Source organism: Leisingera sp. SA32, from assembly GCF_056033425.1.
The window spans coordinates 1-26,314 of record NZ_JBVYHB010000024.1; the positions used below are offsets into that span (position 1 = coordinate 1).

Annotated in this window: 32 protein-coding genes; 4 read left to right on the forward strand and 28 right to left on the reverse strand. The window is 62.3% G+C overall.

Features of this window, described 5'->3' with window-relative positions; translation table 11 throughout:
• The 28 genes from AC0IPL_RS21020 to AC0IPL_RS21155 form a co-directional block, all read right to left on the reverse strand.
• A partial coding sequence (locus AC0IPL_RS21020) for a lysozyme (RefSeq protein WP_474277073.1) occupies positions 1–665 on the reverse strand: 665 nt, incomplete at its 3' end.
• A 63-nt stretch (positions 666–728) separates the two neighbouring features.
• Positions 729–1,307 carry a hypothetical protein gene (locus AC0IPL_RS21025; RefSeq protein WP_474277075.1) on the reverse strand — a complete coding sequence of 193 codons (579 nt, stop codon included), beginning with the start codon at positions 1,305–1,307 and terminating at the stop codon, positions 729–731.
• Entirely contained in the window at positions 1,300–1,899 is a 600-nt protein-coding gene (locus AC0IPL_RS21030; protein ID WP_474277077.1) for a DUF4376 domain-containing protein, read from the reverse strand. Before AC0IPL_RS21030 ends, AC0IPL_RS21025 begins: the two co-directional genes overlap by 8 nt.
• Positions 1,896–2,657: a hypothetical protein gene (locus AC0IPL_RS21035; RefSeq protein WP_474277078.1), complete on the reverse strand. Its 762-nt coding sequence runs from the start codon at positions 2,655–2,657 to the stop codon at positions 1,896–1,898. The genes AC0IPL_RS21030 and AC0IPL_RS21035 overlap by 4 nt, the downstream gene beginning before the upstream one ends.
• Entirely contained in the window at positions 2,657–2,986 is a 330-nt protein-coding gene (locus AC0IPL_RS21040) for a hypothetical protein (protein ID WP_474277080.1), read from the reverse strand. Before AC0IPL_RS21040 ends, AC0IPL_RS21035 begins: the two co-directional genes overlap by 1 nt.
• A gap of 3 nt (positions 2,987–2,989) precedes the next feature.
• Positions 2,990–3,439, reverse strand: coding sequence for a hypothetical protein (locus AC0IPL_RS21045; protein ID WP_474277082.1), 450 nt, complete (start codon positions 3,437–3,439; stop codon positions 2,990–2,992).
• On the reverse strand, positions 3,439–4,353 hold the full coding sequence (locus AC0IPL_RS21050) for a hypothetical protein (protein ID WP_474277084.1): 915 nt from the start codon (positions 4,351–4,353) through the stop codon (positions 3,439–3,441). Before AC0IPL_RS21050 ends, AC0IPL_RS21045 begins: the two co-directional genes overlap by 1 nt.
• A 5-nt stretch (positions 4,354–4,358) precedes the next feature.
• Positions 4,359–9,884, reverse strand: coding sequence for a hypothetical protein (locus AC0IPL_RS21055; RefSeq protein ID WP_474277086.1), 5,526 nt, complete (start codon positions 9,882–9,884; stop codon positions 4,359–4,361).
• Positions 9,885–9,888: 4 nt separating this feature from the next.
• Positions 9,889–10,134, reverse strand: coding sequence for a hypothetical protein (locus AC0IPL_RS21060; RefSeq protein ID WP_474277088.1), 246 nt, complete (start codon positions 10,132–10,134; stop codon positions 9,889–9,891).
• A gap of 68 nt (positions 10,135–10,202) precedes the next feature.
• Positions 10,203–10,598 (reverse strand): hypothetical protein, encoded by a 396-nt coding sequence (locus AC0IPL_RS21065; RefSeq protein WP_474277090.1) that lies wholly within the window; start codon positions 10,596–10,598, stop codon positions 10,203–10,205.
• A complete protein-coding gene (locus tag AC0IPL_RS21070; protein ID WP_474277092.1) occupies positions 10,595–11,053 on the reverse strand; it encodes a hypothetical protein in 459 nt (152 codons plus the stop codon). Before AC0IPL_RS21070 ends, AC0IPL_RS21065 begins: the two co-directional genes overlap by 4 nt.
• Positions 11,054–11,101: 48 nt before the next feature.
• Positions 11,102–11,458: a gp17 family tail completion protein gene (locus tag AC0IPL_RS21075; protein WP_474277094.1), complete on the reverse strand. Its 357-nt coding sequence runs from the start codon at positions 11,456–11,458 to the stop codon at positions 11,102–11,104.
• Positions 11,458–11,928 (reverse strand): hypothetical protein, encoded by a 471-nt coding sequence (locus tag AC0IPL_RS21080; RefSeq protein WP_474277096.1) that lies wholly within the window; start codon positions 11,926–11,928, stop codon positions 11,458–11,460. The genes AC0IPL_RS21075 and AC0IPL_RS21080 overlap by 1 nt, the downstream gene beginning before the upstream one ends.
• A 7-nt stretch (positions 11,929–11,935) precedes the next feature.
• Positions 11,936–12,274, reverse strand: a complete 339-nt coding sequence (locus AC0IPL_RS21085; RefSeq protein ID WP_474277098.1) for a head-tail adaptor protein — start codon at positions 12,272–12,274, stop codon at positions 11,936–11,938.
• The gene (locus AC0IPL_RS21090) at positions 12,274–12,858 is read right to left on the reverse strand and encodes a head-tail connector protein (protein WP_474277100.1); all 585 of its coding nucleotides are present in this window, start codon (positions 12,856–12,858) and stop codon (positions 12,274–12,276) included. Before AC0IPL_RS21090 ends, AC0IPL_RS21085 begins: the two co-directional genes overlap by 1 nt.
• Before the next feature lie 55 nt (positions 12,859–12,913).
• A complete protein-coding gene (locus tag AC0IPL_RS21095; protein WP_474277102.1) occupies positions 12,914–13,207 on the reverse strand; it encodes a hypothetical protein in 294 nt (97 codons plus the stop codon).
• 65 nt (positions 13,208–13,272) lie between these two features.
• Entirely contained in the window at positions 13,273–14,556 is a 1,284-nt protein-coding gene (locus AC0IPL_RS21100; RefSeq protein WP_474277104.1) for a phage major capsid protein, read from the reverse strand.
• Between the two features lie 66 nt (positions 14,557–14,622).
• Entirely contained in the window at positions 14,623–15,222 is a 600-nt protein-coding gene (locus AC0IPL_RS21105; protein ID WP_474277106.1) for an HK97 family phage prohead protease, read from the reverse strand.
• A 12-nt stretch (positions 15,223–15,234) separates the two neighbouring features.
• The gene (locus AC0IPL_RS21110; RefSeq protein ID WP_474277108.1) at positions 15,235–16,539 is read right to left on the reverse strand and encodes a phage portal protein; all 1,305 of its coding nucleotides are present in this window, start codon (positions 16,537–16,539) and stop codon (positions 15,235–15,237) included.
• Positions 16,530–18,365: a terminase large subunit gene (locus tag AC0IPL_RS21115; protein WP_474277110.1), complete on the reverse strand. Its 1,836-nt coding sequence runs from the start codon at positions 18,363–18,365 to the stop codon at positions 16,530–16,532. Before AC0IPL_RS21115 ends, AC0IPL_RS21110 begins: the two co-directional genes overlap by 10 nt.
• Positions 18,362–18,808 (reverse strand): P27 family phage terminase small subunit, encoded by a 447-nt coding sequence (locus AC0IPL_RS21120; RefSeq protein WP_474277112.1) that lies wholly within the window; start codon positions 18,806–18,808, stop codon positions 18,362–18,364. Before AC0IPL_RS21120 ends, AC0IPL_RS21115 begins: the two co-directional genes overlap by 4 nt.
• A gap of 173 nt (positions 18,809–18,981) precedes the next feature.
• Entirely contained in the window at positions 18,982–19,344 is a 363-nt protein-coding gene (locus AC0IPL_RS21125) for an HNH endonuclease signature motif containing protein (protein WP_474277114.1), read from the reverse strand.
• 158 nt (positions 19,345–19,502) lie between these two features.
• The gene (locus AC0IPL_RS21130) at positions 19,503–20,450 is read right to left on the reverse strand and encodes a calcium-binding protein (protein ID WP_474277116.1); all 948 of its coding nucleotides are present in this window, start codon (positions 20,448–20,450) and stop codon (positions 19,503–19,505) included.
• 920 nt (positions 20,451–21,370) lie between these two features.
• Positions 21,371–21,949 carry a hypothetical protein gene (locus AC0IPL_RS21135; RefSeq protein ID WP_474277118.1) on the reverse strand — a complete coding sequence of 193 codons (579 nt, stop codon included), beginning with the start codon at positions 21,947–21,949 and terminating at the stop codon, positions 21,371–21,373.
• A 164-nt stretch (positions 21,950–22,113) separates the two neighbouring features.
• Positions 22,114–22,791 carry a hypothetical protein gene (locus AC0IPL_RS21140; RefSeq protein ID WP_474277120.1) on the reverse strand — a complete coding sequence of 226 codons (678 nt, stop codon included), beginning with the start codon at positions 22,789–22,791 and terminating at the stop codon, positions 22,114–22,116.
• The gene (locus AC0IPL_RS21145; RefSeq protein ID WP_474277122.1) at positions 22,788–23,225 is read right to left on the reverse strand and encodes a DUF1937 family protein; all 438 of its coding nucleotides are present in this window, start codon (positions 23,223–23,225) and stop codon (positions 22,788–22,790) included. The genes AC0IPL_RS21140 and AC0IPL_RS21145 overlap by 4 nt, the downstream gene beginning before the upstream one ends.
• 171 nt (positions 23,226–23,396) lie before the next feature.
• Positions 23,397–23,720 carry a hypothetical protein gene (locus tag AC0IPL_RS21150; protein WP_474277124.1) on the reverse strand — a complete coding sequence of 108 codons (324 nt, stop codon included), beginning with the start codon at positions 23,718–23,720 and terminating at the stop codon, positions 23,397–23,399.
• Positions 23,717–23,926, reverse strand: a complete 210-nt coding sequence (locus AC0IPL_RS21155; RefSeq protein WP_474277126.1) for a hypothetical protein — start codon at positions 23,924–23,926, stop codon at positions 23,717–23,719. The genes AC0IPL_RS21150 and AC0IPL_RS21155 overlap by 4 nt, the downstream gene beginning before the upstream one ends.
• A gap of 86 nt (positions 23,927–24,012) precedes the next feature.
• Between AC0IPL_RS21155 and AC0IPL_RS21160 the strand changes: the two genes are divergently transcribed.
• The 4 genes from AC0IPL_RS21160 (at position 24,013) to AC0IPL_RS21175 (ending at position 26,252) form a co-directional block, all read left to right on the forward strand.
• Complete coding sequence (locus tag AC0IPL_RS21160; RefSeq protein WP_474277128.1) at positions 24,013–24,648, forward strand: S24 family peptidase; 636 nt, start codon at positions 24,013–24,015, stop codon at positions 24,646–24,648.
• Between the two features lie 223 nt (positions 24,649–24,871).
• A complete protein-coding gene (locus AC0IPL_RS21165; RefSeq protein ID WP_474277130.1) occupies positions 24,872–25,219 on the forward strand; it encodes a hypothetical protein in 348 nt (115 codons plus the stop codon).
• Between the two features lie 185 nt (positions 25,220–25,404).
• Positions 25,405–25,674 carry a hypothetical protein gene (locus tag AC0IPL_RS21170; protein ID WP_474272145.1) on the forward strand — a complete coding sequence of 90 codons (270 nt, stop codon included), beginning with the start codon at positions 25,405–25,407 and terminating at the stop codon, positions 25,672–25,674.
• Positions 25,675–25,904: 230 nt separating this feature from the next.
• Positions 25,905–26,252, forward strand: coding sequence for a hypothetical protein (locus AC0IPL_RS21175; RefSeq protein WP_474277132.1), 348 nt, complete (start codon positions 25,905–25,907; stop codon positions 26,250–26,252).
• The last annotated feature ends 62 nt before the right edge of the window (positions 26,253–26,314 follow it).

Here is a 26,314-nt window from a genome sequence, read left to right on the forward strand (position 1 = left end):
CCGCGGATCACGCGCCCCCCTGCCCGGTTCCAGCGCGGCAGCTCATTGCAGGCGCCGCGCAGATCTCCAGCGTTTGCCTTGCTCACCAGCGTCGACCGGCAGGCCGCTCCGGGCCCGACATTGTAGGTCCAGCTGACCAGCGCGATCTTCATGCCCACCGGCATGTCAGCGGAGAGGCAGCGGTCGAGGTGCGCCTCATAGGCGACGATCTCGCGGGCCAGTATCGCATCGCAATCGGCCAGGCTGTAGCTGTCTCCGGGCCGCACGCCCTTGGTCTCGCCGTAGCAGACCGTCCAGACACCCACGATGTCGCGGTAAGCTTCCGTACGAAGCCCCTCCCACTGCCCAACGAAAGTCACCGCCGACGCGAGGGCGACCGAACTACCCGCGATCAGGCCAATGGTCCGCTTACGCACCGCACCGCCCTCATCGCGCCGAAACACTCGCCAGAAGCCCGAAGCGGGCTGCACCAGCACCCGCGCCGGAATGGCGGCCAGGTTCACCACTGTCGCTGCCAGGGCGAACCAGAGCGGGTCCAGCCCCAGCATGTCAGGCGTGACCAGCGAGACGAAGACGGGCGCGACGGACACGATGGCCGCGAGCAACAGGAGGCGGATGGACCAGGCGCCTTTCAGCGTGGCCTTCCAGTTGTCGATGAATTTCATGGGAGATCTCCATGCAAAGAAACCCCGCAAGCGGGGCATTGTGAGTTGGAACTTTGGGGAGAGTTACGCCTTGGGCAGAAGCTCGAAGAACAGCGTGTCTGTGCGGTCCCAGCGCGTATCGGAGCCGCCCGCAGCCGGGCAGCGATATTCCAGGACGATATGCACCCCGACCCGCCCTCGGCGCAGACCTTTCGGCATCTCTATAGGTGTCCGCAGGCGTTCCGGGGAAATGCCGACCTGTGTGATCGGTTTCAGGCGAGAACCGCCCTGGCGAACACCGCGGCTGTCCTCGAACACGCTTGCGCCTTCGACAAAGGTGCAATTCGCGCCCGCCTTGGTCCGCGCCATATACAGCACGATCCACAGCGGCTGCCCCTCGCGCACCGGTTCCTCGACATAGCTGTAGCCGCGCGGCTGGCGAATGATCCGGTTTTCGCCAGCGATCTCATCAATGCGATCGACCAGCTGGGCCAGCCGCTGGTCGATGCGGTCCAGGCTGTCAGGGCTGCGCCAAATCGCCAGTGCCTGATCGCTGATCGGGGTGAAGATGGCCGCCAACAGGACCAGAACCGCGGCAAAGCCTGTGCGGGCCACCCATTTCAGGGACTCGTCCAGGAAAAACTTGCGGATCGACTCAAACACTTTCGCCCCCCGCCATGGCCGCGTCGAACGCACTGCGCACATCGAACCCCGGCACATCCGCATTGGGCAGCGCCTCGATCTGTTCATGCACGGCCCGTTCTGCCGCGAAACACGCCTGAACGTGTTGCGCAACAGCAGCCGCCGCGCCTTCGATTTGCGCTTGCGAAAGGTCCTGCCAGCCGCTGGGGAATTTCCAGGCGATGGGTGCTGTCACCATGCCAGATTGCAGACTGGTGACCGCGGAGGTCAGCTTGCGGGCCGTCACCTCATCGGATGGCATCGGGGTGCCGTCCGGCAGAGTGATGCCGCCAGTTTCGGTTTCCCAACGGTATTTAGCCAGCTTCGCCAGTTTCGTGGCGCGGACCGCCGCCAGTTCCTCCGCCATCATATCACGCACGCTCCAGTCGGTGCCACCCCACTCAACCACTTGAAGGGGGCCGGGCACGGGCTTGGCGGCCACGGCGGTGTATCCCGCGTTCGCGATTTCATCCGGTGTAAAGGTGGCCGGATCCGTGCGGGTGCGGCCGTCCGACAGGCGGATGCGGTAAGGGAGAGGGGCGGGGATACCGCCGCTATGGGTATAGAGGGTCATACTGCTTTCCTCAGTCCAATTCGGGCGTTAGTATAGGTGTGGATGTCTGTCGCGGACGCCAACTTGGATACATAGGCTTTCTCCACACCTGCCGGGGCTAAGAAAACATGGGATTGCATCATATTGGGGGTGGAAGCTCGGTAGTATTGCGAACCCAATGACGACCAATTCTCGTCTCTTGCATATGGCCAAACTCCGACTTCTCCACTCGGCATTCCATGCCACATGAGTACGGCATCAAATGTCAGGTCGGACATTTGGTTCAGAAGGAGCGTAGGGGAATTATCGTGGAAACCGTATGCCAGTTCCCATGAGGCAATGTCCGCCGCACTAGGGTACTGCACCCCCCGGAACGCCCATACCCCCAAGCCACCGCTTCTTGTGGCAGTTGCTGTCAGGACGCCGCTCTCGGACCCATCTGCCTGCCGGAGATAGACGTGATAACCATCGCCGCCATTCATGGTCGTGGTAGCTTTCGTCCATCCAAGGTTTGTGAGTTCTGTCGCGCCATAGGTTCCGCCTGAATCAGCCCCGAAAAAGGCGTCTGCCCAGACGATAGCGATCAAAAGATCCCCTGAACGAATACCGGCCCCCGTCATCTCGATCTGGGACGAGTATTCCGGGGTATTGTTGCCGTCACCATGGGTCATGCTCTGCCAGACCAGTTCGATATCATCGGAGACCACGCCGCCGCCACCCGCGTCTTTGAGGCTTGCCGCCGGGCCTGCCAGCCCACTGAGATTACGAACTCCGCGCATTACACTGCATCGTCGTAGAAGGTTACCGTGACCTCCAGATCTCCATCAGCGCTGGCCAAACCTTGCAGCTTATCACCTGCGGCCAAAGCCAGAGGGCCAGCCAGCATCGAGCGGGCATCCTGCGCCGCCACAGTGACCTGATAGGCCAGCCGGGTGACAGCATCCGTACTGCTGGCGTCGGTCCACTGAATCGTGGCGTCGGCGGCGTTTGTGCCGTCGACGTTGCAGACCTGGATTTGCAGAATGTGCCGAACGGTGCTTGCGGGCACGGTCAACAGATCAGCCGCGCTGGTGTTCAGTGCGGCGCCGATTACATCAGGGGTAGCCATGGATTATGCTCCGGTCCAAAGAGAGAAAAGGCGGGCGCTCGCTTTGATTGCCGCGGGGTCAGACCCCAGCAGCGCCCAGTTTGCGCTGTCCGCGCTGGGGTCGGCCGCGAGACCGCTGTGCGCGGTCTTGGCCCGGTAGGATTGAAAATTGACCAGGGAATAAACCCCGTCGCCCGCGGTGTAGCTCCCCTCCGGGACCCACGCCGTGGCATCGGCAGCCGCTTGTGCAGCCACAGCAAAGGCCGCCGCCTCGGACGCCGAGCTGCTTGCGCTGGCAGCGCTGGCGGCGACAGCCAAAACCTGCGCCGAGATCCACGCGACCGCTGCCGTCACCTCTGCTGCAAAGGCGACAAGCCACTCCAGAAACGCATCCATGAGGCCGGAATAGGCCTCATTCGAATGCAGGTCGCGGTTCGGCGCCTCCGGCGGCACCGTGATTGTTGGTTCTGCCATCAGGTCAGCCCCTCCACTTTCAGTTTCAACTCGGAATCGATGGGATCGAGCGGCCTGATCCGCCAATCGCCCAATTTGCCGTAGACGGTCACGCCGATCAGATCGCTGTCCGCGCCGCCGAAGACAACGACAGGCTTGGCCCTGTTCTCCTCCAGTACGATGGCCACCCGCCGCCCGTGCGAGGCTGGCAGAATGCAGCTGTAGTCGACGATCTTGGAAAAAGGCCGTTCGACGATCGACAGCGAGCCGAAGTCATCGCGCTGCACCGACGAATAATCCTCGATCCCGAAATCCGTGCCGAATTGAGCATCGCCCATGTCATATTCCCGGCCCAGCACGATCTGCCCCACCTTCGGAACTTCGCCGCCTGCACTAATTGTCAGCTCATAGGTCGCCCGCGCATAGGGCGGGATCTCATTGAACACTGCCTCGCTACGGGTCCGGATCGGCTCAAAGCAGTAGGTCCAGGCGTCGATGATCATCGAGTTGTCACGCAGTGCCAAGGTCTTCTCATAGATCACCCGGCCATCGGGCAGTTCGCCGCGCAGGGTCACCTCTGTTGCCGACAGGCCAAAGCAGGACACCACGCTGACCGGCTCGCCGATCTGGCCCAGCTGGTACTGGATGGCCTGCCCGGCGACACCGATTGCGGGATCGCTGATGAACCTGTCAAACGGGCGCCATCTGTTTGTGGCGCCCAAGGGCAGCCAGTATTCCTTCTTGCCATCTTCGGCCGGGTCTGTTCCCGCAGGCACGGTCTGCAAGGCCTCATAGCGCACATGATCCTTCATCACCCTGTCGAACTCGGCATACCCGGCACCAGCATCCCAAGCCGGATGGTCATCCTCCGGAAGGCTGGAGGACAGCAGGTTTGCCTCCCCGATCGGGAAGGTCACAGCAAGTCTCAACGTCATCGGCTTCAGCTCCCTTGCCGCAAGGGCGGTTGCCCTTCGATTTCGCGGAAACGCTCCAGCCGGGCGAGGTCGGAGGCATGCCTTGCGACCTCATCCAGCCCCCGCGCGCTGTCCGAATGGAACGACGACAGCGCCGCCAGCACCTGCTCAAGCAGGGAAACAACGCCGCGGTTGTCCAGCATCGCCCGGCTTTCGGAATGGCTGATCACGCGCGAGGGGCCGGTGTATTCCATCTCCACGCCGCGCTCACCGACCATGCGCCAGCCGCCACGGTGCGCACCGCCGTTGGCAAAGGCCGGAACAGCGTTCGCGGCACGGATCTTTTCCCGCAGCCTTTCTTGGTATTCCAGCGCGTTCCGGCGATTGGCGTTCGCCTCTTGAATCTTGTCCTGCAGGCCGCCTACCGCCCAAAACCCGGAAGCCCGGAACGCCGCGATCTGCGCAGCTGAACCGCCGATGCCGCTGGAGCTATAGGCCAGCGTCCCATCGCTGCGGAGCTGGATGCCCGCCAGCGAGACGCCGGTGGAAGCAACCAGCTTTTCCAGCTCGCCTTTCAGGGCTTGCGTCCGCTCCAGAGAGCTTGCGCCCCAATTGGCGTCAAACTTTTCCACCTTTGCCTCGACTTTGGAGATGGTGGCCGCGTTCTTTGCCGCCTGCTCAGCACGGTTCCGCTCTGCCGCAATCTCAGCCCGCAGCCCGCCAAGCGAGGCGACCAGGCCCGCCATACCCGCGCTCATGTCCGCGATTTCTTCAGAAAGACCCTTGATCGGATCACCCACTGCGGCCTCCATGCTGCTCGCAAAAGTGCCATGCGGGTCGAACTCAATGGATCCGCCCAAGGTGAGATTGCCGACCGTCGCCCCTGAGATTGCGGCGAAAAAGCCTGCTTGCGCAGCATCAAGGCCGCTGAGGTCAACCTTGCCCTCCATAACCCGGTCAAAGCGCTTGTTGACACCGCGCAGGGCTGAACGCTCATCTTTCGACAGCTTGCCATCAGTGCTGATCGCAATGACGCGCTCCGCGCTGGTCACCGCATCCGCCAGCAGCTGGCGCTGATTTGCAGTGAGCTGATCGCCAAAATGCGCCTCCAGCGCCAGGGCGCGGGTGCCGTTTGTGACGGTGTTCGCCAGCAGCTTTTGCGTGCCCTCTGGCATATCCGGCGCCAGCACCGCATCAAGGCCGACCTGAAGATCCTGCTGCGCCCCAAGCAGCTGGCGCAGCTCGCGCGGCTTTAGGTCGCCATCCAGCGCCAGGTCCAGCGAGGCGGAATAACTGCCCGCGCCGCCCGCGATTATTGCGCGCACCTCGTCGGAAATTCCGCTGTCCAACGACGCCGTTATGGCATCTCCGAAGTCATCGAGGCCGCGCAGCGCCAAGCGCTTTGACTTTTCATCGAGATCAGACCCAAGCACCAGGTTGACGGTGCGCGTCAGGTCGCTGTTTTCGGCCAGGACGGCCGACAGCAGTTCAGGATCCAGCCCCGCTGCCGCCGCCAGCTCGACATTGCGCACCAAGTCCGAGCTGGTGCCGAGGGCCAGTTTCAAATTCCGGTCAGAAACCCCCTCCAATTCGGGCACCAGGGCAATCGTGCGCGTGTGCTGGCTTGTCGTCTGCAGCGCAAGCCAGCGCATTTCGGGGGGCAGATCATCGCTGCCCAGCACAAACTGGATTGTAGCCTTAAGCGCATCCCGACTGCCGCTGACCAGCTTTTGAAGCCTCGGCGACAGGCCCGAAAGGTCCAGCTCATCGATCGACAGCGTGACCCCCTGGCGCAGGAAATCAAGGCTCAGCTCAGCACCCTCGATCGCGTTTTGCAAAGACCCCAAGCGCTGCTCAAATGCGGACATGACTGCATCATCTATCGTCTCCGCGTTCTGCAGGTAGTCCGACAGCTCCTCCAGAACGGAAACCTGTTCACGCGCCAGGCTTTCCAGAACGGTATCCCCCGCCCCTTCAGCATCGGCCACACCCGCCAGCCGGTCAGCCTCAATGCGGATCTTGGCGGCTTCCCGCTGCGCATCCACCAGGCTACCCGCCCGCGAAGCCGCGAGATCCAGATAGCGGCGGGCGACGCCGCCATAAGCCTTTGCCGCATCCCGATCGCCGCCTTGCGCCGCGGCAGCCAGACGCTCCATCTCGGCACGCACGGCCGCGATCTGATCGCCGGCATCCAGCAGCGATGCAGAACCAAAGGTCAAATCATCCTGCAGACCCCGCAGGCTGTCGCCCACCCGGCCCCACTCCTGCGCCGACCGCGCCGCCTCGCTGACGGCGCTCTGCGCGCTGGCCAGCATCGCCGCAACGCCGTCGCTGACCCCGGCAACCATGCCAACCATCGCAGTGCTGAGGTTCTCGACTGACGGCAAAACGCCATCCAACGCGCCCCACATCTGGATCAGCTCTGCATAAAGCTCACGGCTCGCTTCAGAATTCAGATCCAGCGCATCGACGATCGCCCGGAATTCAGCGCGCGTCTTCGGCATCTCCACGCCCAGATCGGCGAACTGATCCTCCAGCCGCTCAAGAATGACCGCATTGCGTTCTGCCTCGCTATAGAAGGCACCCCAATATCCCATGATCGCCGTGCTGAAAGAGTCCGATCCACCGAATTGGTCAATCAGGTGAGACGCCGCATCACCGCCCAAGATCGAGGCGCCAAAGGCGGACTGTCCGAGCAGGCCGAATGCGTCATTTGCTGACTGCAGGCTGGTCGCAAGACGAGTCAGCGTCTCCACGGCATCTTCACCCGCCCGCGCGACTTCATTCTCCCCAAGGATCAGATCTGCCATAGAGGCTGCGGTTTTCTGGATCTGCTCAGCCAGCGCTTGCTGGATCTCTGCCTCGCTCTTACCGTTGGTCCACAGCGAGAATACGACCTGATCCATTTCCTCCAAACCATCAGTGCTGAGGTTCAGCGTGGCGGAGAGTTCCAAGACAGACTGAGCCGCGGCCTTCATGGAGCTGTCCAGAGCTTCGGCCATCTCCTCCGGGATCGACTTATGCACCCACTTGTCGCTACGGAACACGCCGCCCTTGTAGAAGTCGAACATGCGCCCGCCGTCCAGGCCGCGGTGCGACAGGTGCGCGTCAATACCGCTGCCGCGGTACTCGCGCGAAAACCCTTTGGCCAAAACCGCGACGCCACCCGCGATAATGCCAAGCGCGGGCAGCGCGGCGCCGAGCGCGCCCCAGCCCGCAGATGCACCGGTCACCAACCCACCGAGGTTGGCGAAGCTGGCGCCGAGGCCCCCGCCGCTCAGGATGCCGCCAAGGCCAGAAGCAATCCCAGAAACCGCGCCGCCACCGGTCAGCAGGTTTGCCCCGCCCCCCAGCAGGTTCAGCAGGCCGCCACCGCCGCCAGCCGCGCTTGCAACCTGCGCGACACCACCGGCGCCACCGCCCAGCAACAGCTGATCCAAACCCAGCACACTGGTGATTGAACCGATGATCGGCAGCACGATTTTCGAATGCGCAAACTGGTACGCAATATCGCGCAGCATACCTTGGATCGTGTCGGTCAGGCTGCCGCCTTCAAACGCCGTGCGGGTGATTTCCTCAGACCAGCGCCGCTGCATTTCCTGCACGCGACCCATGGCATCTTCGGCCTCTTCCAGATCCACCACCTGATCGGCCAGCAGGCTGATCTGCTTTTCTGTCAGCACCTCGGCATCCTTGCCCAGCCGCTGCTGCACAAGGAACACCGCCTGCAGCTTCTTGCGCTGATCTTCGGTCACACCGATCAGGGACCGGCGCCGCTGCAGTTCCTTCTGCAGTTGAGACAGCGCGCTTTTCGAGGCCGCGCCTCCAGCGGCGCTGACCTTGTTCAGGGTCGACAACCGGGCCTGATATTCGGCGGTCAGCCGCTGCTCCTGCTCATATTGCTGGACCTTACGGTTCAGACCTTCCTCAACCACCCGGCGCTGGCCGTCCGCCATCTCATTGAGCGGCGGCAGCGCGGCCTCCAACTCTGCGCGGTACTTGGCGACATTGGCAGTCAGTTCAGATCCGCCGCCCGAAAGCGCGGCAATGCCCGCTTTCAAACCCGCGATTTTGACCTCAGCGCCAGCAATCGCTCCCGGCAACCCAGCCAGGAAGCCCTTTACAGCTGCCGCTTGCGCCGCGGCTTCGTTCAGCGAGCTGGCGAGGTTGTCACTCTGATCCGAGGCATCACCGGCATTTGTCGACGACTCGCCCAGTTCCGCCGCCGCCCGGCCCGCGGCGGTGGAAGCGGCGTCCAGCCGCGACTCAGCCAAGGCAAGCTGCGCGGAAAGCGCCTCAACCGCCTGCTGCGCCTCCACGATTTCACTGGACTGAAAAAAGCCCGAACCGATGACGCCGAGGAACTTTGAAGAGTGCAGCTGCGCCTGCGCCGCCTCCAATGCCTCGCGAACCGCATCACGCGCCTGCTCAGCGGCTTGGCGCATTGCTTCGGCATTTTTCGCCGTCATGTTCGCATAAAAGCGATTTGTCGTGCTTTCCAGAATCTCATGGGCACCGGACAGCTCGCGAATAGCCGTGTCGAACTCTGCCGCGGCCCTGCGCGTTGCTGCAAAGTCGGTTGCCACAGTCGCGGTGACAGCCGCCACCGCCGCCAACCCAGCCACCGCCAGCCCCAAGGGCGAGACCAGCCCCGCAAGCACCCCAACCAGCGGCGCCCCGAGTTTCAGCACCAGCCCAAACCCAAGCGCCACCGGGCCGAGGCCTGCCGCCAGGGCGGCGCTGGACGCAATCAGCTCTTTGCTGTCAGTGCTCAGGTCATTGAACCATTCGGCGATACCCGCCGCCTTGTCGCTGATACCCTCCAGCGTCGGCGCCAGCGCCACGGTCAGCTGATTGGCAATGCCGCGGCTCACCAGGCCAAGGCGCGAAATCGCGTCGTTCGCGATCTCGATCTGATCCGCATCGACCTCCGAAACAGCAACGCCGAAACGCGCCACATCGTCCGCCGCCACGCGCAGCGCAGATACGTCGATCCGCGAAAACACCAGGCCCGCCCGGCTGCCGAACAGATCCGAGGCCGCGGCTGCGCGTTCTGCCTCTGGCACATAGCGCGCCAGTGCGCCCTGAATGCGCTCCAGCCGTTCATCCAGCGGCAGGCGCAGCAGCTCCCCCGCCGACAGGTTCAACCGGTCCAGGGTCTTTGCAGCCGCCCCCTGCCCGCTCGACGCCTGGCTCAGCCGCTTGGTGAACTGCAGGGTGGCCTGCTCAGCCTCCCCCATCGAGACGCCGGCCAAATCCGCCGCGCGCTGAAGCACCTGCACAGATTTCACAGAGGTATCCAGAGACTGCGCCATTTTGGCCTGTGAATCGATGATCGACAGGCTGGATTTGACCATGGCCCCCGCAGCCCCGGCGATCGGCAGAGACAGGCCCAAGGTCAGACGGCGCCCCTGCCGCTCCGCCACGTCGCCCATACGCACCATGCCGCGCTGGACCTTGCCCATGGTCGCGATGCCGCGCTTTGCGCCGCTGTCGAATGCCGCTGTGTCGAGGGACAAAAGCCCCCGCAGAGCGCCGATGATTGCACTCATCTGCTCAACCTTTTTTGCTATTGAGGGCTTGCCCCAGAAGGAACTGATGCAGCCGGGCCGTAGCCGCTTTTCCGCTCAGGGCGCCGGTCTTCTTGTCACCCTTGGATTCGGTCAAATCCGGCATCTTGTTCGGGCTGTGAAAGGCGAATTTGAACAGGATGCCCAGTTCTTGATTAAGCACCCGCTGCGCCTTGAACTCCTCACTCTTGGCCTTGAGGCGAGCGCGGGTGATCAGGTCGTATTCCCGCAAGGAGGCGTCCCAGAAGTCGCCGTGGTGCAAACCCAGCTCGCACCACGACGACAGGAGGGACGCCCAGTCTAGGCGCTCGCGGGCGGCTCCGCCTTTCCCGGCCCGGCGCCCTCCGGATCAGCGGCAGCCGCGTTCGCGGCGGCGGCCGCCGCCTCAACGGCCTTCTTGACCTCCGGGAAGGCCGCGTTGATCGCCTCGGAAAGGGGCGGCATCAGTTTGCGGTAGCCACCGGCCTCATCGATCAAATCCAGCGCTGCGTCATGGTCAACGCCCTTGCCGTCATCCAAGACTGCAGCAAGCACGCCAGCAACCAGCGTGACGCCGCCAGCGCCCACCAGCACATCCTCCAGGATGTCATTGAAAGCGCATCCGCCCCGCTCTTCCTCTAGGCGCAGCAGGGCGCGGGTGCTGAATTTGAGCTTGTAGGTTTTCTTGCCCACCTTGTGAGAGACGGTACTGATCATGGCAGTGCCGTCCCTTCTGTCCAGGTCACAGCGCCCTGCGTGCGCATGTTGATCGGGAATTCCATGTCCCCCTCAACATCCTGCTCGCCGCCGCCGCCGACCTGGCACAGCGCGCCCCATTCGAACACATCGCCGGTGGATTGGGTTTCGGTGTTCACGGGAAAAGTGACACGGAACAGCACCGGCGAGGTATCCGGACGGGCTTCCATTGCTTTGGCCGCCTTGTACGCCTCAGTGGTGTAGAGGCAATTGATTGCCGCCTCCGAAACGTCGATCATACCGCGCCCGTAGCGGTGGCGGCGATCAGTGACGTTCAGGGTGGTGCGCTTGCGCCATTCCGGAGTTTCGTCCGGAATGACGACATTCTTTGCCTCCGGCACTTCCTGCCAGCTGGTGCCACCGTCCAGAGAATACTCCAGCGTGACTTCATCGATACCGACAACCATTCCAGTCATCAGACAATCCTTTCAGTTTTGGATGAAAGGCCGGGAACCGGCCAGGGATCAGGCGCGGTAGCGCACCTGGAAATCCAGCATTTGCAGCCGGACAACATCGTCGCCGGAACCGGTTGAACCGTCCCGGCGGGAAATTTCTCTGCAGCGGATCACGGATTGCCCGCGAAACCCTGTCAGAAGGTCAGTAACTTGGCGGGCCAGCGGGATGATCGCGCCATAGCTGTCGGCGGAGATATTGACCTGAACCCGCGCCGTTTCATTTCCCGATCTGCTCTTGAGCGTGTAGCTGGTGACGTTGCTGATCCGCTGCAGCGTGATACGGGGAAAGCCGACGTTTTGGCTGAAGAAACCCCAGACAACAGGATGTCCCAGCGTCTTCAGCACGTCTTTCAGTTCGCGCTCCATCATGCGTCACCCGCTTTCGCTGCCCTGCGGGCGGCGCGCTCGACGGCCTTCTCGATCTCCGCCCAGATCTCCTGCCGCAGTATCTGGAGCATCAGCGCCCGGTTCGCGTCCCAGGCCGGGCGCATGAACGGCTCCGCCATACCGGCGCCGACGAATTTGCCGGACTTGTGAAAACGCTCGCCGGTGCCGAACTCAATCAGATGCGCGTGCGGCGCGTGGGAGCCATCCTGTTGTACCGGCCCGACATAGAGCGAGACCTTGCTGCGCGTCTGATCCCCCCGTGCGCGCCCCTTTTGGCGGGGCGACAGCTTGCTGGTGATGGCGATGTTGAAGGCCGACCCTTCTGCACTGCGCTTTACCGGCTGCAGGGACTTCTTCATGGCCCGCCGCCCGATCCCCTTGGAGGTGCCCCGCGCAAACTGCGCCAGCGCGCGCTCGATATCGCCCGCACCTTCAATCTTCAGCTTCATCGACACATCACACCTCCGGCTGAGAGATCCGCCAGGCCGTGATTTCCAGCCGGTCGCGGTATCCGATTTCCTTCACCCCGGTGATCCGCCAGTCATCACCCTGAAACCGCAGCCGGAACGCCCCGGTGATGGCCGCAAGCTTCGCGGTCCAAAGCACCTGAAACCGCGCATCGGTTTTCTGCTCGACTGCAGCCGCGCGCAGCCGCTCGCCATCGCTGACCGGCTGATAGGATGCCCAGGGATTTGCATATGCCGACCACCCGGCCGCGAGCTGTTCGCCTGCGTCGTTTTCCTCAAAAGCCGCCTCCAGAATGACAATGCGCCGATCACGCTGCGCGATACGCATCACCGCCACCAGGCTTTGAAATTCGCGACAAGCCGCCCGATTGACAGCGGCACCTCGACCGGCGCCCCCTCAAACACAACCGGCTCGCGCGCCTTATAGAGATGCGCGGCGAACAGCAGCACGGCGTGGCAGATCGGCTTGGGCACGTCACCCGCCGAGGCGCCATAGCCAGCCACATATTCGACCCGCAACGGCGCGCGGAGCAGGCCAGGCCGCGGCCAGGGCGCGGACGGCGCGACGCGAAACCTGCCCTCTTCCTCGAACAGCTCGATCGAGGCTGCGGGCACCGCCTCCCAACCTCCAGCCGACGTGAACACTTCGACACCGGCCACGCTGGACACCGGAGACAGGAACAGCTCCACCGCCCGCCCCTGCGCCGGCACTGCCGCAAATGTCTCGCGCCAGGTCTGGCTGATCAGCGCCCGCCCCAGCTCGCCATCGGCGCCGTCGAACTGCGCAACCGCCGTATCGAGGCAATGCTGCAGATACTCATCATCATCACCCGGCTCACGGCGCATATGCGCCCGGAATTCGGCAAGCTCCACCGGCGCAACCGCAGGCGGGCTGATAAGGGTCAGGGCCATGGGGCGATCCTCCGGAGGTCTGCACCGCAGCAGCGCTCAGCTGCCGCGGCTTGGTTCAGGCTTTCGATTTGCGTGCAGGCTTGGCTGTGGCCTCGGTGGCCTCGGTGGCCTCGGTGGCCTCGGTGGCCTCGGTGGCCTCGGTGGCCTCGGTGGCCTCGGTGGCCTCGGTGGCCTCGGTGGCCTCGGTGGCCTCGGAACGAGGTGCAGGCGACTGCGCCTCCGCGTCAACCAGCTCGGCATACTGCGCGCGGATCAGGTCGCGGCCCAGCTCATCGGCGACAGTGGGGGTTTGGCCGACGGTGAAGCTGCCGAATGGACCGGCGCAATTGGTGGTGATCTTGATCTTCATGGGGAAGCCCTCGGGAAAAGGAAGGGGGTGGCGGCCCCGAGCGGGACCGCCGCGTCAAAGCCGGTTCAGGCCGCTGCCATCTGCAGCGTCTTGATGGCCTTGGTCTGCGCCGGGGCACCATCAACGCGATGAACGCCCATGATGCCGAGGTTCGGAAAGAACTTCTCGCGCGCCACGCCGATCAGCGGGTTGCCGACCTTGCGGACGTAGTATTCCGAGAAGTCGCCATAAGCGATCGGCTTGGCGTTTGCCCCGATCTGCGCCATCGCCTGGTTGAAGGATACCGGCTTGTTGTTCAGCGTGGCCGGCACACCTTTGGTCACGTCGCCATCGGACCAGATGTAGCGCCCGTTCGTGTCCTTCAGCTTGCGCAGCGCCTTCACGGTCTGGTCATGCATCTGGAAACGCACCTTCGGGCCGCCGCGGTAAGCCGGATCCACCGAATGCTCCAGGTCCATGATTTCATCAAAGGTCAGCGCTGACGCCGCGGCGGCAGAGTGCCCCACCGGCGCACCAGTTACAAATCCCAGCGGCTCATTTGTGCCGGAACCAACCGTCAGCCATTTGTTGCCCTTGCGGCCGATGCGTTCCCCGATCAGCTTGGCCAGCAGCGCCTCAAAACCAAAGGAGGAATCCTGCGCCAGCTCAAAGGACCATTTGATCCAGGGCGTCACCAGCGCATAGGCCAGCAGCGAGGTCTTCGCCAGGACGATATCGCCGGAGTCGTCATCCACACCCTCATCGCCCTCGGTATGCGGGTTCGCTTCCTCGGCGGTGTCATCGACTTTCGGAAGATCGAAGGGCGCACCGTTGGACAGATTGATTTCAGTGGCGATATTGCTGTCCATCATCGGGCCATGCGCCGCGGCGGCGATGTTGATCGAATTGGCCAGCGTGGTCGGCACGAGGATGCCGCCGTTGGCGCCGGTGCCGGTGGTCTGGGTCCGGATCTCGCGGAAACCGGAACGCAGCGCGTCGCGGGCCTCTTTGCCAAGTTCAGACAGATCCGCCCCGGAAGCCAGATACTGACGGAACGCCTCGCGGTATTCGTCGCTGACATTATCGCCGGGTGCATGGGTGCGGTCTTCCTGGCCGGGGCGGCGCTCCTCGCGCTCTTCACGCTCGCGCTGCTCGCGACGCTGCTCTTCTTCCTGCGCAGCCTTATAGGCGCGCTCTTCGCGGTCGGCCTCTTTCACCAGGTCGTCATACTGGTCCATCATCGCATCGAACTTTTCGTTCGCCGCGCGCGCCTCGTCCGTCGGCGTCTTATCGGTGATGCCGTCCCGGATGCCGGTGGCCTCGGTCAGCAGTTTCTGCGCCTTATCGCGCAGCTCCTTGATCTTCGACATGTCAAACCCTTTCGGTTGTCTGGAAACTGCGCTTGCCCAAGGCGCGGAGTTGCTGGGCGGGGCCGGTCAGGCCAGGCCGGACAGACGCGCGCGCATCTGCATCTGGCGGCGATAGAAATCACTGTCGCCACCCAAGGCCGCGGTCTTTGACCGCAGCCCGATTTCGGTGCCGTCATAGGCAGGGTCCGTCACGATCGAGACGTCGAACAACTGAACGGAATGGATCGTGCGCAGGGCATGATCGCCGGTCTCGTCCCAGGTCTCTTTCTCGGCGATGAAGGCAAAGCTCATCTTGGACATGTCGCCCCGCTTCATCTTCGGCAGGATCCGCTGCACGTCCGGATCGGACGGGTCGAGCGCGGTATCCACCCGCAGGCCGCGCTGATCCTCCGCCAGCGTCAGCGTGCCGGACGAGGTGCGCGCCAGCGGCAAGCCCACGTGATCCACCAGAAAGGTCACGTCATCACCGCGGGTCAACGCCTCGGAAAAGGCGCCGCGCTCGATCACCTCAGCCCAGCCCCAGCGGTCCAGCGGGCCGATCTCCGCCCGCTCACCGAAGATGGCGGCGTAGCCGGTGACATTGATCAGGTCGCCCCCATCGTCGGCGTCACGCAACTCGATGGGCGCGAAGGCGCAGAAACGCACCTCGCGTTGCGGGTCGCTCATGGCGGCCTCCTCTCAGTCTGTGTCGGTTTCCTGTTCCGCCGCGCCCTCATCGGGTTCGGCGTCATCGTCAGGAGCAGGCTCTGCCGCCCCCTTGGCAAAGGCCTTGCCCGCCAGTTCGATCGGGACCGTGGCACCCTGCACCAGCAGCGTATCACCGCCCGGCAGCGGCGCCCGGTTCTCCAGCGCGCGGCCTTCGTTCGGGGTCATCAGGCCGTTCTGGATCGCCTTTACGATCGCCTCGATCCGGGTCTTGAAGTCGCCGCGCATGATGCCGTCGAGATTCAGCTTGACGTAGCGCTTGGCCCCGCGCCCGAAGATCTTCAGCGTCAGCTCCTGCTCGAACTTCTTCACCCAGCGCCGCAGCGTGTGCTTCACCAGGTGCAAATCCTGATGCTCGATGTTGTTGTAATTGCCCTTGCTCAGCTCCTGCAGAAACACCGGAGGCAGCTGGTAGATCCGCGCCACCTGCCCAACCGCAAACACCTGCACTGGCGTCAGCTGCATCTTCTCCGGATCATCGCCAAGGCGCACCAGATCATGGCCGCTCGGGATCGGCAGCACCGGCTTGCCCTCCTCGGCCGACCGGCGAGTTACCTTCATTAGGTCCGCCGCCGCCCGCATCATTTCCTTGGCCGCCGTGAAGGGGCCTTTCAGCACGTAGGGCGGCACACCGTTCTTGCCGAACACCGTCAGCGCGTAGCGGTTGGCGTTCAGCCCCTGCCGGATCGCGCTGGCGCAGGTCATCACCGGATTGTGGTGGCCCACGTGGTCCGGATTCAGCAGAAACGCGATGTCAATCACGTCCTTTCCCGCGTAGGTCTTTACCTTCCCCGAAGGCTCCCGGTAGTCGTAGAACAGCCGCCCCTTCACCTTCCGCACGGTGGTGCGGTCGTATTCCATCGGAAACAGGTTCACCGCCTTGCCGCCCCGCCGCTCGACATAGGTGTAAGCCCGCCCGGGCCCGAACACTTCCGCAAAGAAAGTCTCCCGCCAGGCAAAGCTGGTTGTGCTGTCATTGACTGCCGCGCCCAGCACATCGGCCACGCCACCGCTCACCTTCTTGTCGCCGCCCGGCTCGCCGGTCTTCTCGAACACCTCGACCGGCAATCCCGCCATGGCCGCCGACAGGAAGTTGATCGCAGCCCAAACGCCGGGCAGCGACAGCGCCTCTTTCATGGTGACACCTTCGGTCACCTCTCCGCTCAGCACTTCCGCGATCGTGGCCTCGCCGCTGTCCACGACCACCTGCGCCCGGTCTTCCACGGGTGCCGCTGCCTGCGCCGCCGTGCCGCGCCGGAAAATTCCCGTCAGTCCCAAAGTGTGTCCTCCAGCGAGTAATCATCATCCGCCCAGGGCGATTGTTCCTGCTGGCCACGTTCCCGGCACAGCGCCATGCCGACGGACATGCCGAGCGACACCATGCCGTCGATCCGCCCGTGCGCCTTTTCCTTGTCAAACATCCGGTGCCCCGTCCGGTTCTCGGCGTAGGTGACCGAGGCCGCCATACTGTCCAGCAGCGGGTTCTTCGCGACGGTCAGGCGGCCGTCATAGATCGCGTTCTCCAGCTTGTTGATCGAGTCTGGCATCCACAGGTAAATCTCGACCTCCTGCCCCGGGCTGGTCGGATCCGGCACCTTTTCCAGCACCCGCTTCTGAAACCCCTGCGGATGGATCTCGGTCGGCAGAACCAACCCCTTTTCCGTCAGGCTGTCCTTCAGCCGCTCCAGCCCGTACTGGTCACAGGCGATCACCTCCGGCTGATAGCGCGAGTTCAGATCCGCCAGCGCATCCGCCAGCCATGGGTATTTCAGCCGCTCACCCGGCACTGCTTCGATAAACGTCCTGTCCGCCCAGAGCTCATAAGGCGCCTGATCCCGCGCCGATCGGTCCAGCAGCGTATCCTTCGGCGTCCAGAACCATGTTTTCGAAACCAGCTTTTCCGCGTCCTTTGTGGCGTCCAGCACCCAGGTCAGCGTCAGCGCCGAGAAATCCCGCACCTGGCTGAGGTCGAGCCCGCCGAAACAGGGATAGCCCGCCTTGGTCAGCGCCACCGGGTCCACGTCGCCATGGCAGGCCGTCCAGGCTTCCCGCTTGATCGCCGCCTTCACCGATTGCGTCCACTGGCAGAAATGCAGCCGCGCGATGCCGTTGCGTTTGCCCGGCATCATCTTTGCCTGCTTCACCACCTCCCGCAGGTAGTCTTCCTCGATCGTCTCCCCCAGAAGCGGGTTCACCTTTGGCCAGCAGCTCGGGTCATTTTCCCAATCGTCGCCCTCGTCCAGCGAGCAGATGAAGGCAAAGGTGCTGTCATCTTCCTGCACGCCGGTCACCACGTTCACGCCGTGCTGATGCTCTTCCCAGCAGATCGACTTCTTGTCGGTGCCGGAGTTCGTCGCCATGCACAACAGCGGCTGCTTGCGGAACTTGAAGCCCCGTTCCAGCATGTCGATCACGTCCCGGTTCGGGTGCTCATGCACCTCGTCCGTCAGCGCGCAATGCGGACGCGGGCCCGACTGCGCCTTTTCCGCCGACAGCGGCTTGAACTTCCGCTTGTCTCCGCTCCGGCCCACATAGGTCATCTGCCACACCGGGTTTTCGCCCTGCTGTCCGACCCGGCGCTTCAGGGTCGGCGACTGGTCGACCATCGCCACCGCGTCCTGAAACAGGATGCCCGCCTGATCCTTCTTCGCCGCCGCCGCATAGACCTCAGCCCGAGGCTCCCCGTCCGCCACCAGCATGTAAAGACCGATGCCGCCGAGCATCGGCGATTTGCCGTTGCCCTTGCCCTCTTCGTCATAGAAGCGCTTGAACCTGCGCAGCCAGGCACGGTGCGTGGTGCTGTACTTCTTCCACCCGAACAGCGAGCCGATGCGAAACGCCTGGCTCGGGTGCAGGTGAAACGGTTTGCCCTCGAACTGCCCGCCGTTCAGCCGCAGCACCTCGGGAAAGAAGTTGATCGCCCGCTTCGCGGCCGCCAGATCCCATTTCAGGCCGCGCTTCGGCCCCTCAACCAGATCGCGCAGATGCCGCGCCGCCGCCGCTCGGACATAGGGCCCCGCCACGATCTCCCCAGCCACTACGTCCTGCGCCCAGGCTGTCACCGGATCATCCTCGTAGGCGACCGGTTCACCCGCATCGGTCACGTCAGATAGCTCTCCGGCCCGTTCGGGTCTGGGAAGTTGAACCCCATCTGCCCGCCGCCGGACAGCCCCCGCTCCGCCGCAGGCGTCATGCCAAAGTCATTGGCCAGCGCCCGGATCTGCCGGAAGGTCTCGTTGAGTTGGGCAACCTCCGGGCGCGCCTTCAGCTGCTTGCCGTTACGGGTCTCGCTCTCGTAGGTCTCGCCGGTTTCTTCCAGCTCCAGGGTCAACCGCTCATGCCGAACCACCGCGGCGCAGAGCTGGCGGAACATGAACACGTTGTGCGGCTTCAGCCGATCGACGGTTGGGTGGCACAGCGGCAGCGCAAGTCGATCGAAGGTCCAGCGCAGCTCACCCGTCAGCCCTTCTGGCCGCAGCTCCTCCAATCGGAGCCGGGCGCGCTCATCCAGATTGTGCAGCTGCCCCCCGTCTTCGGTTAGCGGCACAACCTTTTCTTCCGCTGGTTTCCGCCCCCGCATGACCCTACCTAACTCCTTCTCCAGTGTGGCTTTTTCTATCCAATTTCCACTTTGCGCACAGAAAGGTTCCCCCTCCGGTTTCCACCCGAAGCGGATTTTCTTGCGCCCCTCCCCCTCCCGTTCGGAACGGGTCGGCAACCCTACTCATTGGCCGGATGCATCGGATCCAGTGGCCAACCGTCCTCGCCACGCTCTTCCGAATAACCCCGCGTCTCCAGCCGCTGCTTGTTCTGATCGTGGTCATCCGGGCAGAGCGTCTGCAGATTATCCGGATCCAGAAACAGCGCCTTGTCCCCGCGATGCGGCACCAGGTGATCCACCACCAGGAAGCGCCGCCGCGGATTGGCCTGCTGATCGCCCGCCGAGGTCAGCGAGCCATCATTCACAATGCCGCGCCGGAGACACGCCCGGCACAGCGGTTCCCGCTCAAGATGCTGCGGGCGCAACCGCCGCCGCCAAGCCGAGAGGTTGTAGAGGTGGTGATACTCACTCCGGGCCGTCATACGCGAACCCCCAAAGCAAAATCGCCCGACAGTTTCCTGCGGGCGCAATCTGTGATGATGCATATTTAGTGGCACGCAGATGAGTTAGACGTCAAGCCAGATCTCAATCCACGCCACAGATTTAGAGAAGCGGTCTTCCCCAAGGCGCTTGGCAATACCTAGAAAATGAAGCTGTCAGCGGTTTGAAGTTCATCAATATTCACGTCTTCGACCAAGATCTCGACGTTACGGAACGCAACCAAGACATCAGAGCCAATCTGTGAGAGCTCCAAATCTTCAATTCCGCTTGCGCCCCGACCGATTTTTAAACGGTCGACACCTATCTCGAAATCCGAAACAGTGTCTGCCCCGTCTCCTTTGTTAAAAACAAACGTGTCGGCGCCGCGCCCACCAAACAACAGGTCATTACCCTTTTGGCCTGCAATCTTGTCGCCCCCTGCACCGCCTTTCAACATGTCGCTTCCCTTGCCGCCAAGGAGTACATCTCTTCCTTTGCCACCGTTCAGCGTGTCAGTACCGCCCCAACCTTTCAGTACATTTCGAGCATCATTCCCACCGATTACATTGTCCAACTCGTTACCGCTGCCATTAATCCGTGTAGAGCCGGAAAGCTGTAGGTCTTCGAGGTTGTTGCCGAGCGTCCAAGAGATCGTGCTGATGACCTTGTCTGATGGGTTAGGATCATTATCCCAGTAGGGTACATAGCTCTCCCTTACTACATCGCCCACATTATCGACGAAATAGGTATCCTGGCCATCACCCCCAACCATCGTGTCTCGACCTGTCCCACCATTTAGCGAATTTCCACCAGATCCGCCCTCCAGATAGTCATTCCCTCTACCACCAGAAAGAAAGTTGAAGTCGTTAGAGCTCCAAGTGTCCAGTTCATCGTTACCGCTGCCACCAATGAGTGTGTTCGAATCGAACCCACCATTAAGAGTATCGTTGCCTGAACCTCCGTAAATTACATTGGGGTGTAAAACCGCGCCATTGAGCTCATCATTGCCACCCAAGCCCTTCACGTAAAGCGTCCTTGAATAAGGGAGCTCGTTGCTCATCTCGATACGATTGTCTTTTTCCGTCCCGACATAGTCAAAAGTTGGCATGGTAGGCCCGATCCATCTAAAAATTAAAACTTATGAGAACATGCCGGGGCAAAGATTCGCTCTGGCGTTGCAAGGTTAGGGTTTTGGTTGAGGCGCCGCAACCGAATAGTGCGGAGTAGATCTGATCCCGCCCACGACACAATCTGGTACCGGTATTTTCCCAAGCATACCCCACTACACTTTGCTAGGATCGCGAGAACTGCATCCTGTCTAGCCCCTCCGCCAACACTCTCTGCACAGTTGATACGTTTGCACCACAGACGGACCAACCATGGCTTCGAAGCACATCAGTGGCTGTTTTATCCTCTAGGCAAATCATATCCACTAGCCGTCGCGTCATGATTGTCGTGCGTGCCCCTCGCTTAGATGGGCGTACCCGTCGAATTAGCATAGCCGCCCCGTCTCCAATCTGACGACGCAAGCGGCCAATCTCTTCCCGGTCGCGCAGAACCGCGTCCATGAATGCGCCGCCCTGCCCGCTGCCGCCCGACCGCACCGCTTCGATCGAGGAGCATTGCAGACCTGCGCAAGCATGACGCTCAACCAGATCGCGGTAGTGACGGCCCATAGCCACCTGCCCCGGTGTGAATGGCGCTGGCCGCTTGCGACGGGCAGCGCTAGCCGCCATCACGTCAAACGTGTCAGCGCAACGCATGGCTGACCTGCCGCGATACCCCGATGGCGCCGCTTGGAACTCATTTTCCCCTGCCGGATAGAGGCTCACCGGCTGGAACACTTGAAACGGGCCGCGGGCCGGAGCCTCAGGGATTTCATCCCCGCAGACGCTCGGCACTTGGCCACGTGCTTTCACCGCCTCGATACGTGCCGCCTCTTCCTCGGCCCGCGCTGCACGCGCGGCCAGGTACGCCGCCACCGGTTTCAGATCTGCGCCACCATCCGGCGCGACGATTACGACGTGTTCAGTCATGCGCAGCCACCGCCTCCACTATCCGTTTGCAGCGGTCAAGCGCCGCGTTTCGCCTCGCACGAAACTCCCGTTCAGTATCCGCAACGATAGAGCCACGGGCGGCCTGTTCGTCTTGCTTCTGCAGCCGTTGCCGAGCCTCAACCGCCCGCTCGCGAATTCCGCGCAGGTCATATTCCTTCGGCCAGCAGCGGTTCTTGCGCAAAAAGGACAGCAGCTCCGGCCCCCAATCCTCCGCCATAGCTGCCCGCCCGATCGCGCTGGCGAAAACGGCCCGCATCAACGGCGACGCGCTGTCTGCGGGCGGCTGGATCTCCGCCGCCCAGGTCAAGAGTTTCGCCGCGATCGGAAAACGGGTGCCATCACGACCGCCCGGGCGAGCGGCCGCCTGTTCGGCCAGCGCATCCAGGTTCATCTCGCTCATGTAGGAGAGCCGTCCGCACAGATCATCAATCATCGCTTCAAACTGCGCCGCAGTTACGCCAGTGGGCCGCGCCAGCCCCAACCGCTGCAGCGGCTCGACCAGACGCTGCCTGACCCGGCGCTCTGCGTCCGCCTGCTCTTTACTGCTCATCGCCCATTTCCCCTTCTTTCTCAGCAACGACACGTTTTCCTCAAACCCCCACCTCGCGGCACCCCCAGTAAGGTGTTCTGTATTCTTCTGTTTTTTATTGTCCTGTCCTGTAGGGCAATTTCACCAAAAGACCTGAAATCGTACTGAAATCAGGTGAAATCATTTCACTTCATTTCAGATGGATTCCACTTCCGCGCGGCACTGATCGGCGTCACATCCCCGGTGTAGCCCAGCACCTCGACCATCGCCGCCCGCACGTTGTCCGGCGTGATGTACAACTCGGAGTGCTCGAAGTGCTCCGCCAGCGCCGTGATCGCGCGATCATCCTTGATGATGTGATCAGGCACGCCCATCTCCGCCATCTTCTTGCGGATCTTGTGCTTCTTGAGCGCCAGCCGCCCCGCCTCGCGCGCGGCATCCCGCCCTCGCTTGCGCTTGTACATGTCCTGGGCGATCTCCTCGATCAGACCAGGATGACCGAGGCGCACCTCCGCCTCACCCGAGCGCGGATCCTCGACGAGCACAGTCACCCAGCCATGCAGCACCGTCTCGCGGACCTCCTGCCATTCGCTGACAGATCGGAACCGGGCCATGTCGGCCAGCTCGAGGTCATCCGTCGGCAGCGTGCCCGCCGGATCCTGCCGCATCGCCTCCGACCACAGGATCAACGCGGTTCCGATGTCCGCCCGCCTGCCGGTCATGACGCATTTGCTCAGGAATCGCGACGACAGGAACTTGTGCCCGTAGAAGGGAAACCAGTCGTGCGAGGACAAGGTTTCCCCGCGCTGCAATGGCCAGGTATCAGGCGTCCGCCCGTCCAGACCGTCAACCACGTCTTTCACAGCCCTACCTCCAGATCACTCGGCCCGCCTCCGTCCAGGACGAAGACCGGCTTGTTCATTTCCAACGCCAGGAACGCCGCCTGCCAAACTCCAGCAGACTGCTGCCAGCCCGGTAGCATCGGCACGATGACCAGGTCGGCATGGCGCACCGCGCCTGTGGGTTCCTCGACCGCCAGACCGGCTTCCGACGCCATGAAGGCCGGAGACAGCGGCAGCACGCCGACCCGCGCCAACATCACCATCCAGGCAACGGCGAGATCTGCGGCCAACACCGGCCCTCCATCGAACCCCGCATAGGGCGTGGCGAGGCAGGCGAGCTTGCCCGCCGCTCTCGAAGCCACATCCGCCAGTAAAGCACCCTCATGCAGCAAGGCAGCGCCCTCAGCGCGTTCGCGCAGGCGCTGCCAGTTGTGCGGGCCCGAGAAATCAAGCATGCACCACCCCCGCCAGAAAGGGGGCGCACAGCAGGGAGGCCACCGTGCGCCCAAGGTCCACAGGGAGGTGTTTGGGGGCCACTCGCAGGCGCGCCTGCCCCCTGTCGGCGCTCAGGCAAAGGGACATGGCGGCCCCGCCTGCGGTGTTCTTCAAGATAGTCCTGGTAACGATCATGCCGCCTCCCCCAACTCCTTGCCGAAGAACACGGCCGCGCCGGGATCGGTCAGCATCACCAGCAGCGCGATATGGCTTGCAGGAGCGGTCACCGCGCCCCACCAGTTAAGTGCGGTCTGGAAACTGACATCGCAGAATAGCGCAACCTCACGCGGGCTGCGGAACCGGGCGCGGAAATAGGCTGACCATAGTTCGGGCGCCTGGGCTTTCAGCGCGTAGGGGTCAAACTGATTTGACCAAGACTTTGCCCCCGCGTCCGCGGCATACTGCTGGCATGAGACATCATTGTTTACGATCAGGGTCAGGCTGGGGCGCGTCATGCGGCAACCTCGCCATTCGCTGGAGGGGGATTGGCGGACATATAGCGGCGGATCTTGTCGACAGTATGGAGCGTCGGACTAGATTGCCCATCGTTCCATGCCTGCCACTGGCTCCAATTTGCGCCGATTGATTGTCTCAGGACATACTGCGGGCTCCGCCCAACAGCTTCGGCATAAGCCGCCATCTCATCAAGAAACTGTTTCATGCCCCCTTCTGGGGTTTATTTACCCCATTAGTCAAGGGTATTTTTACGCCATGCGCTCTAACCATAATTGGGGTAATTTACCCCACATGCAACAGACGTTCAGAGACGCATTCATTGCGGCGATACAAACAACAGGCAAGTCAATGCGTCAGGTCGCCCGCGACGCGGGTGTGTCCTATGAACAGCTGAAAAACCTCGCCCAGGGAAAAGCTAAATCGACCAATGTTGATGACGCAGTCCGCATAGCCGCCTCTTTCGGAACGACACTCGAAGGCTTTCTGGAAGGTCAAACAGAGCCAGTACCAGTTCCCACCATAGCCATAGCCGGCAAAGTCGGTGCCGGCGCACAGGTCCCTGTATTTGATGCCTACGAGAAAGGTGGAGGTCCTCAAGTTGAATGCCCGCCAGGCCTATCCCCGCACGGCATCGTCGCAGTTGAGGTTGAAGGCAACAGCATGGAACCTGTCTACTCAGCAGGGGATCTTCTGTTCTACACGCGCAACGGTCATGATGCGGTGGCATTTGAAGACATCGGCCATCGGTGCGTGTGCGAAGACGAAAACGGTATGGGCTGGGTCAAACAAGTTAAGGCTGGAGACGAACCCGGCCTTTTCCACCTAATCAGCCTGAACCCTGGCGCAAACAACATTTGGAACATTCGCCTAAAGTGGGCTGCCCGGGTTAGACTACATTGGCCTGCGGAACTCTCCATAAAGAGATGATTTAGCGGTAGGTTCTCTCTCGGCCCAGTACAGTTGGCGTATTTCTACCACTGACGTCTTCAAGTGCTCTTCCAAGACTTCATTCTCCACTCCGTATCGAGCCTAAAATCTCCACAACTCGTATACAGCATTATTGCCCCCAGAGACAAAAACCGAGAGACACCGACCGCTGAATGCGTTAGGAACGACACGCATCAACCATAAGACGATTAACGGAAAAGTAATGAAAAAAGTTACAGCGGTCATGACGACCATATTTACGATTGTCACTCTCTCAGCTTGCGCACAGAAACCGGAGGCAATCCAAGCCTCCTACATTTCACCAACTACCTATCAAAGCTGGAATTGTTCGCAACTTTCAGCAGAGGCCACCCGTATCGACAGCGCGCTCAAAACAGCTTCCGAGCAACAAACGAAAGCGCGCCAAAACGACACTGTGGGTGTTATCTTCCTAGGCCTGCCTGTTTCCTCACTATCGGGTAGCAACGTCGCACCTCAGATCGCCGACCTTAAAGGCCGGAAGGATGTGATTCAGCAGACACAAATCCGGCGAGGATGTATCAAGGCCTAGCGCATAAGAACTGTCTCACCAGTGAAACCCGGCCTCGTGCCGGGTTTTTCATTCCACTAAGCAGCAAAGCTCTGGTCCCTCCCTTGAACCTCGGCGCAAAGAAAATAGGGTTTATTTACCCCAAACGTATTGACAGGGGTTAATTTACCCCATTATCAGTACTCCATCAACCGATGGAGGATTGAATGCAAGACATGACAAACACTGCACGCCAGATCGTCGGCTCGCCGGAAGACTATCTGGACGATACCCGCCTGTTCACCCAGGCATGGGCCACGATGAAGGCTGCACGCGGCCAAGGGTTCGACCCGGCCCGCCTGCGCGCAGCTCATCTGATCGACCGGCCCGAACCCGCTCCGGAACCCACCGAGCAGACCCTTGCGCGCGTCGGAGCCAAGGTGCGCGCGCTCATCGCGGAGAAGAACATCCCGGTGCCGCACCGCGATGCAGCCTGACCGCACACCGGCTCGCGCCTGTCCGACCACCTGCGCAACGCCAAGCCGCAGTGTCCGGACGCACCCGCGGGCCCCACCCCAGCTGAAATAGCCGAGTAGCGGCGCGTGATGGAGGATTGACGCGCCGCTTTTCTTTGAGGTTTCGCGCCGGTCTTGCGGCGCGGATCAGCGCGGGCGGCGCAATCCTCCATTCCATCCGTCGCCCGCGACCAACCAAGGACAGGACACCGATGCCGTCGACGCCACAGGAAATCTACGCCGCTGCCCGCGCTCTGCGCGCCCGCTGCCGGTTTGGCCAGGCGATGCTGCTGCAAAAATTGGGCGGTAAGTTCACGCCGGAAAGCACCGATCCGAGTGACCGGTTCGACTTCATGGAGACACGCTGGCGCATCTCGCTTCTGGGACTCTCAGCCTGTGGCAGCGACATGCCAACGGCACTGGATGCTTGGCTCTGTGCTGCGCAGATCCGCCACACCCTCGACGGCACTCGCCGCGCAACCGACGGTCGGCCGGACTGCCCGTACAATGGCGCGCCGCCGCTGCCGCCATTAACCAGCCACCATCCCAAGGTCAGTTGAAACCGACATCTCGACCTACCGGCCATTTCGAACACGCGGGCTTTGCCGCCCGCTCCGCCGGG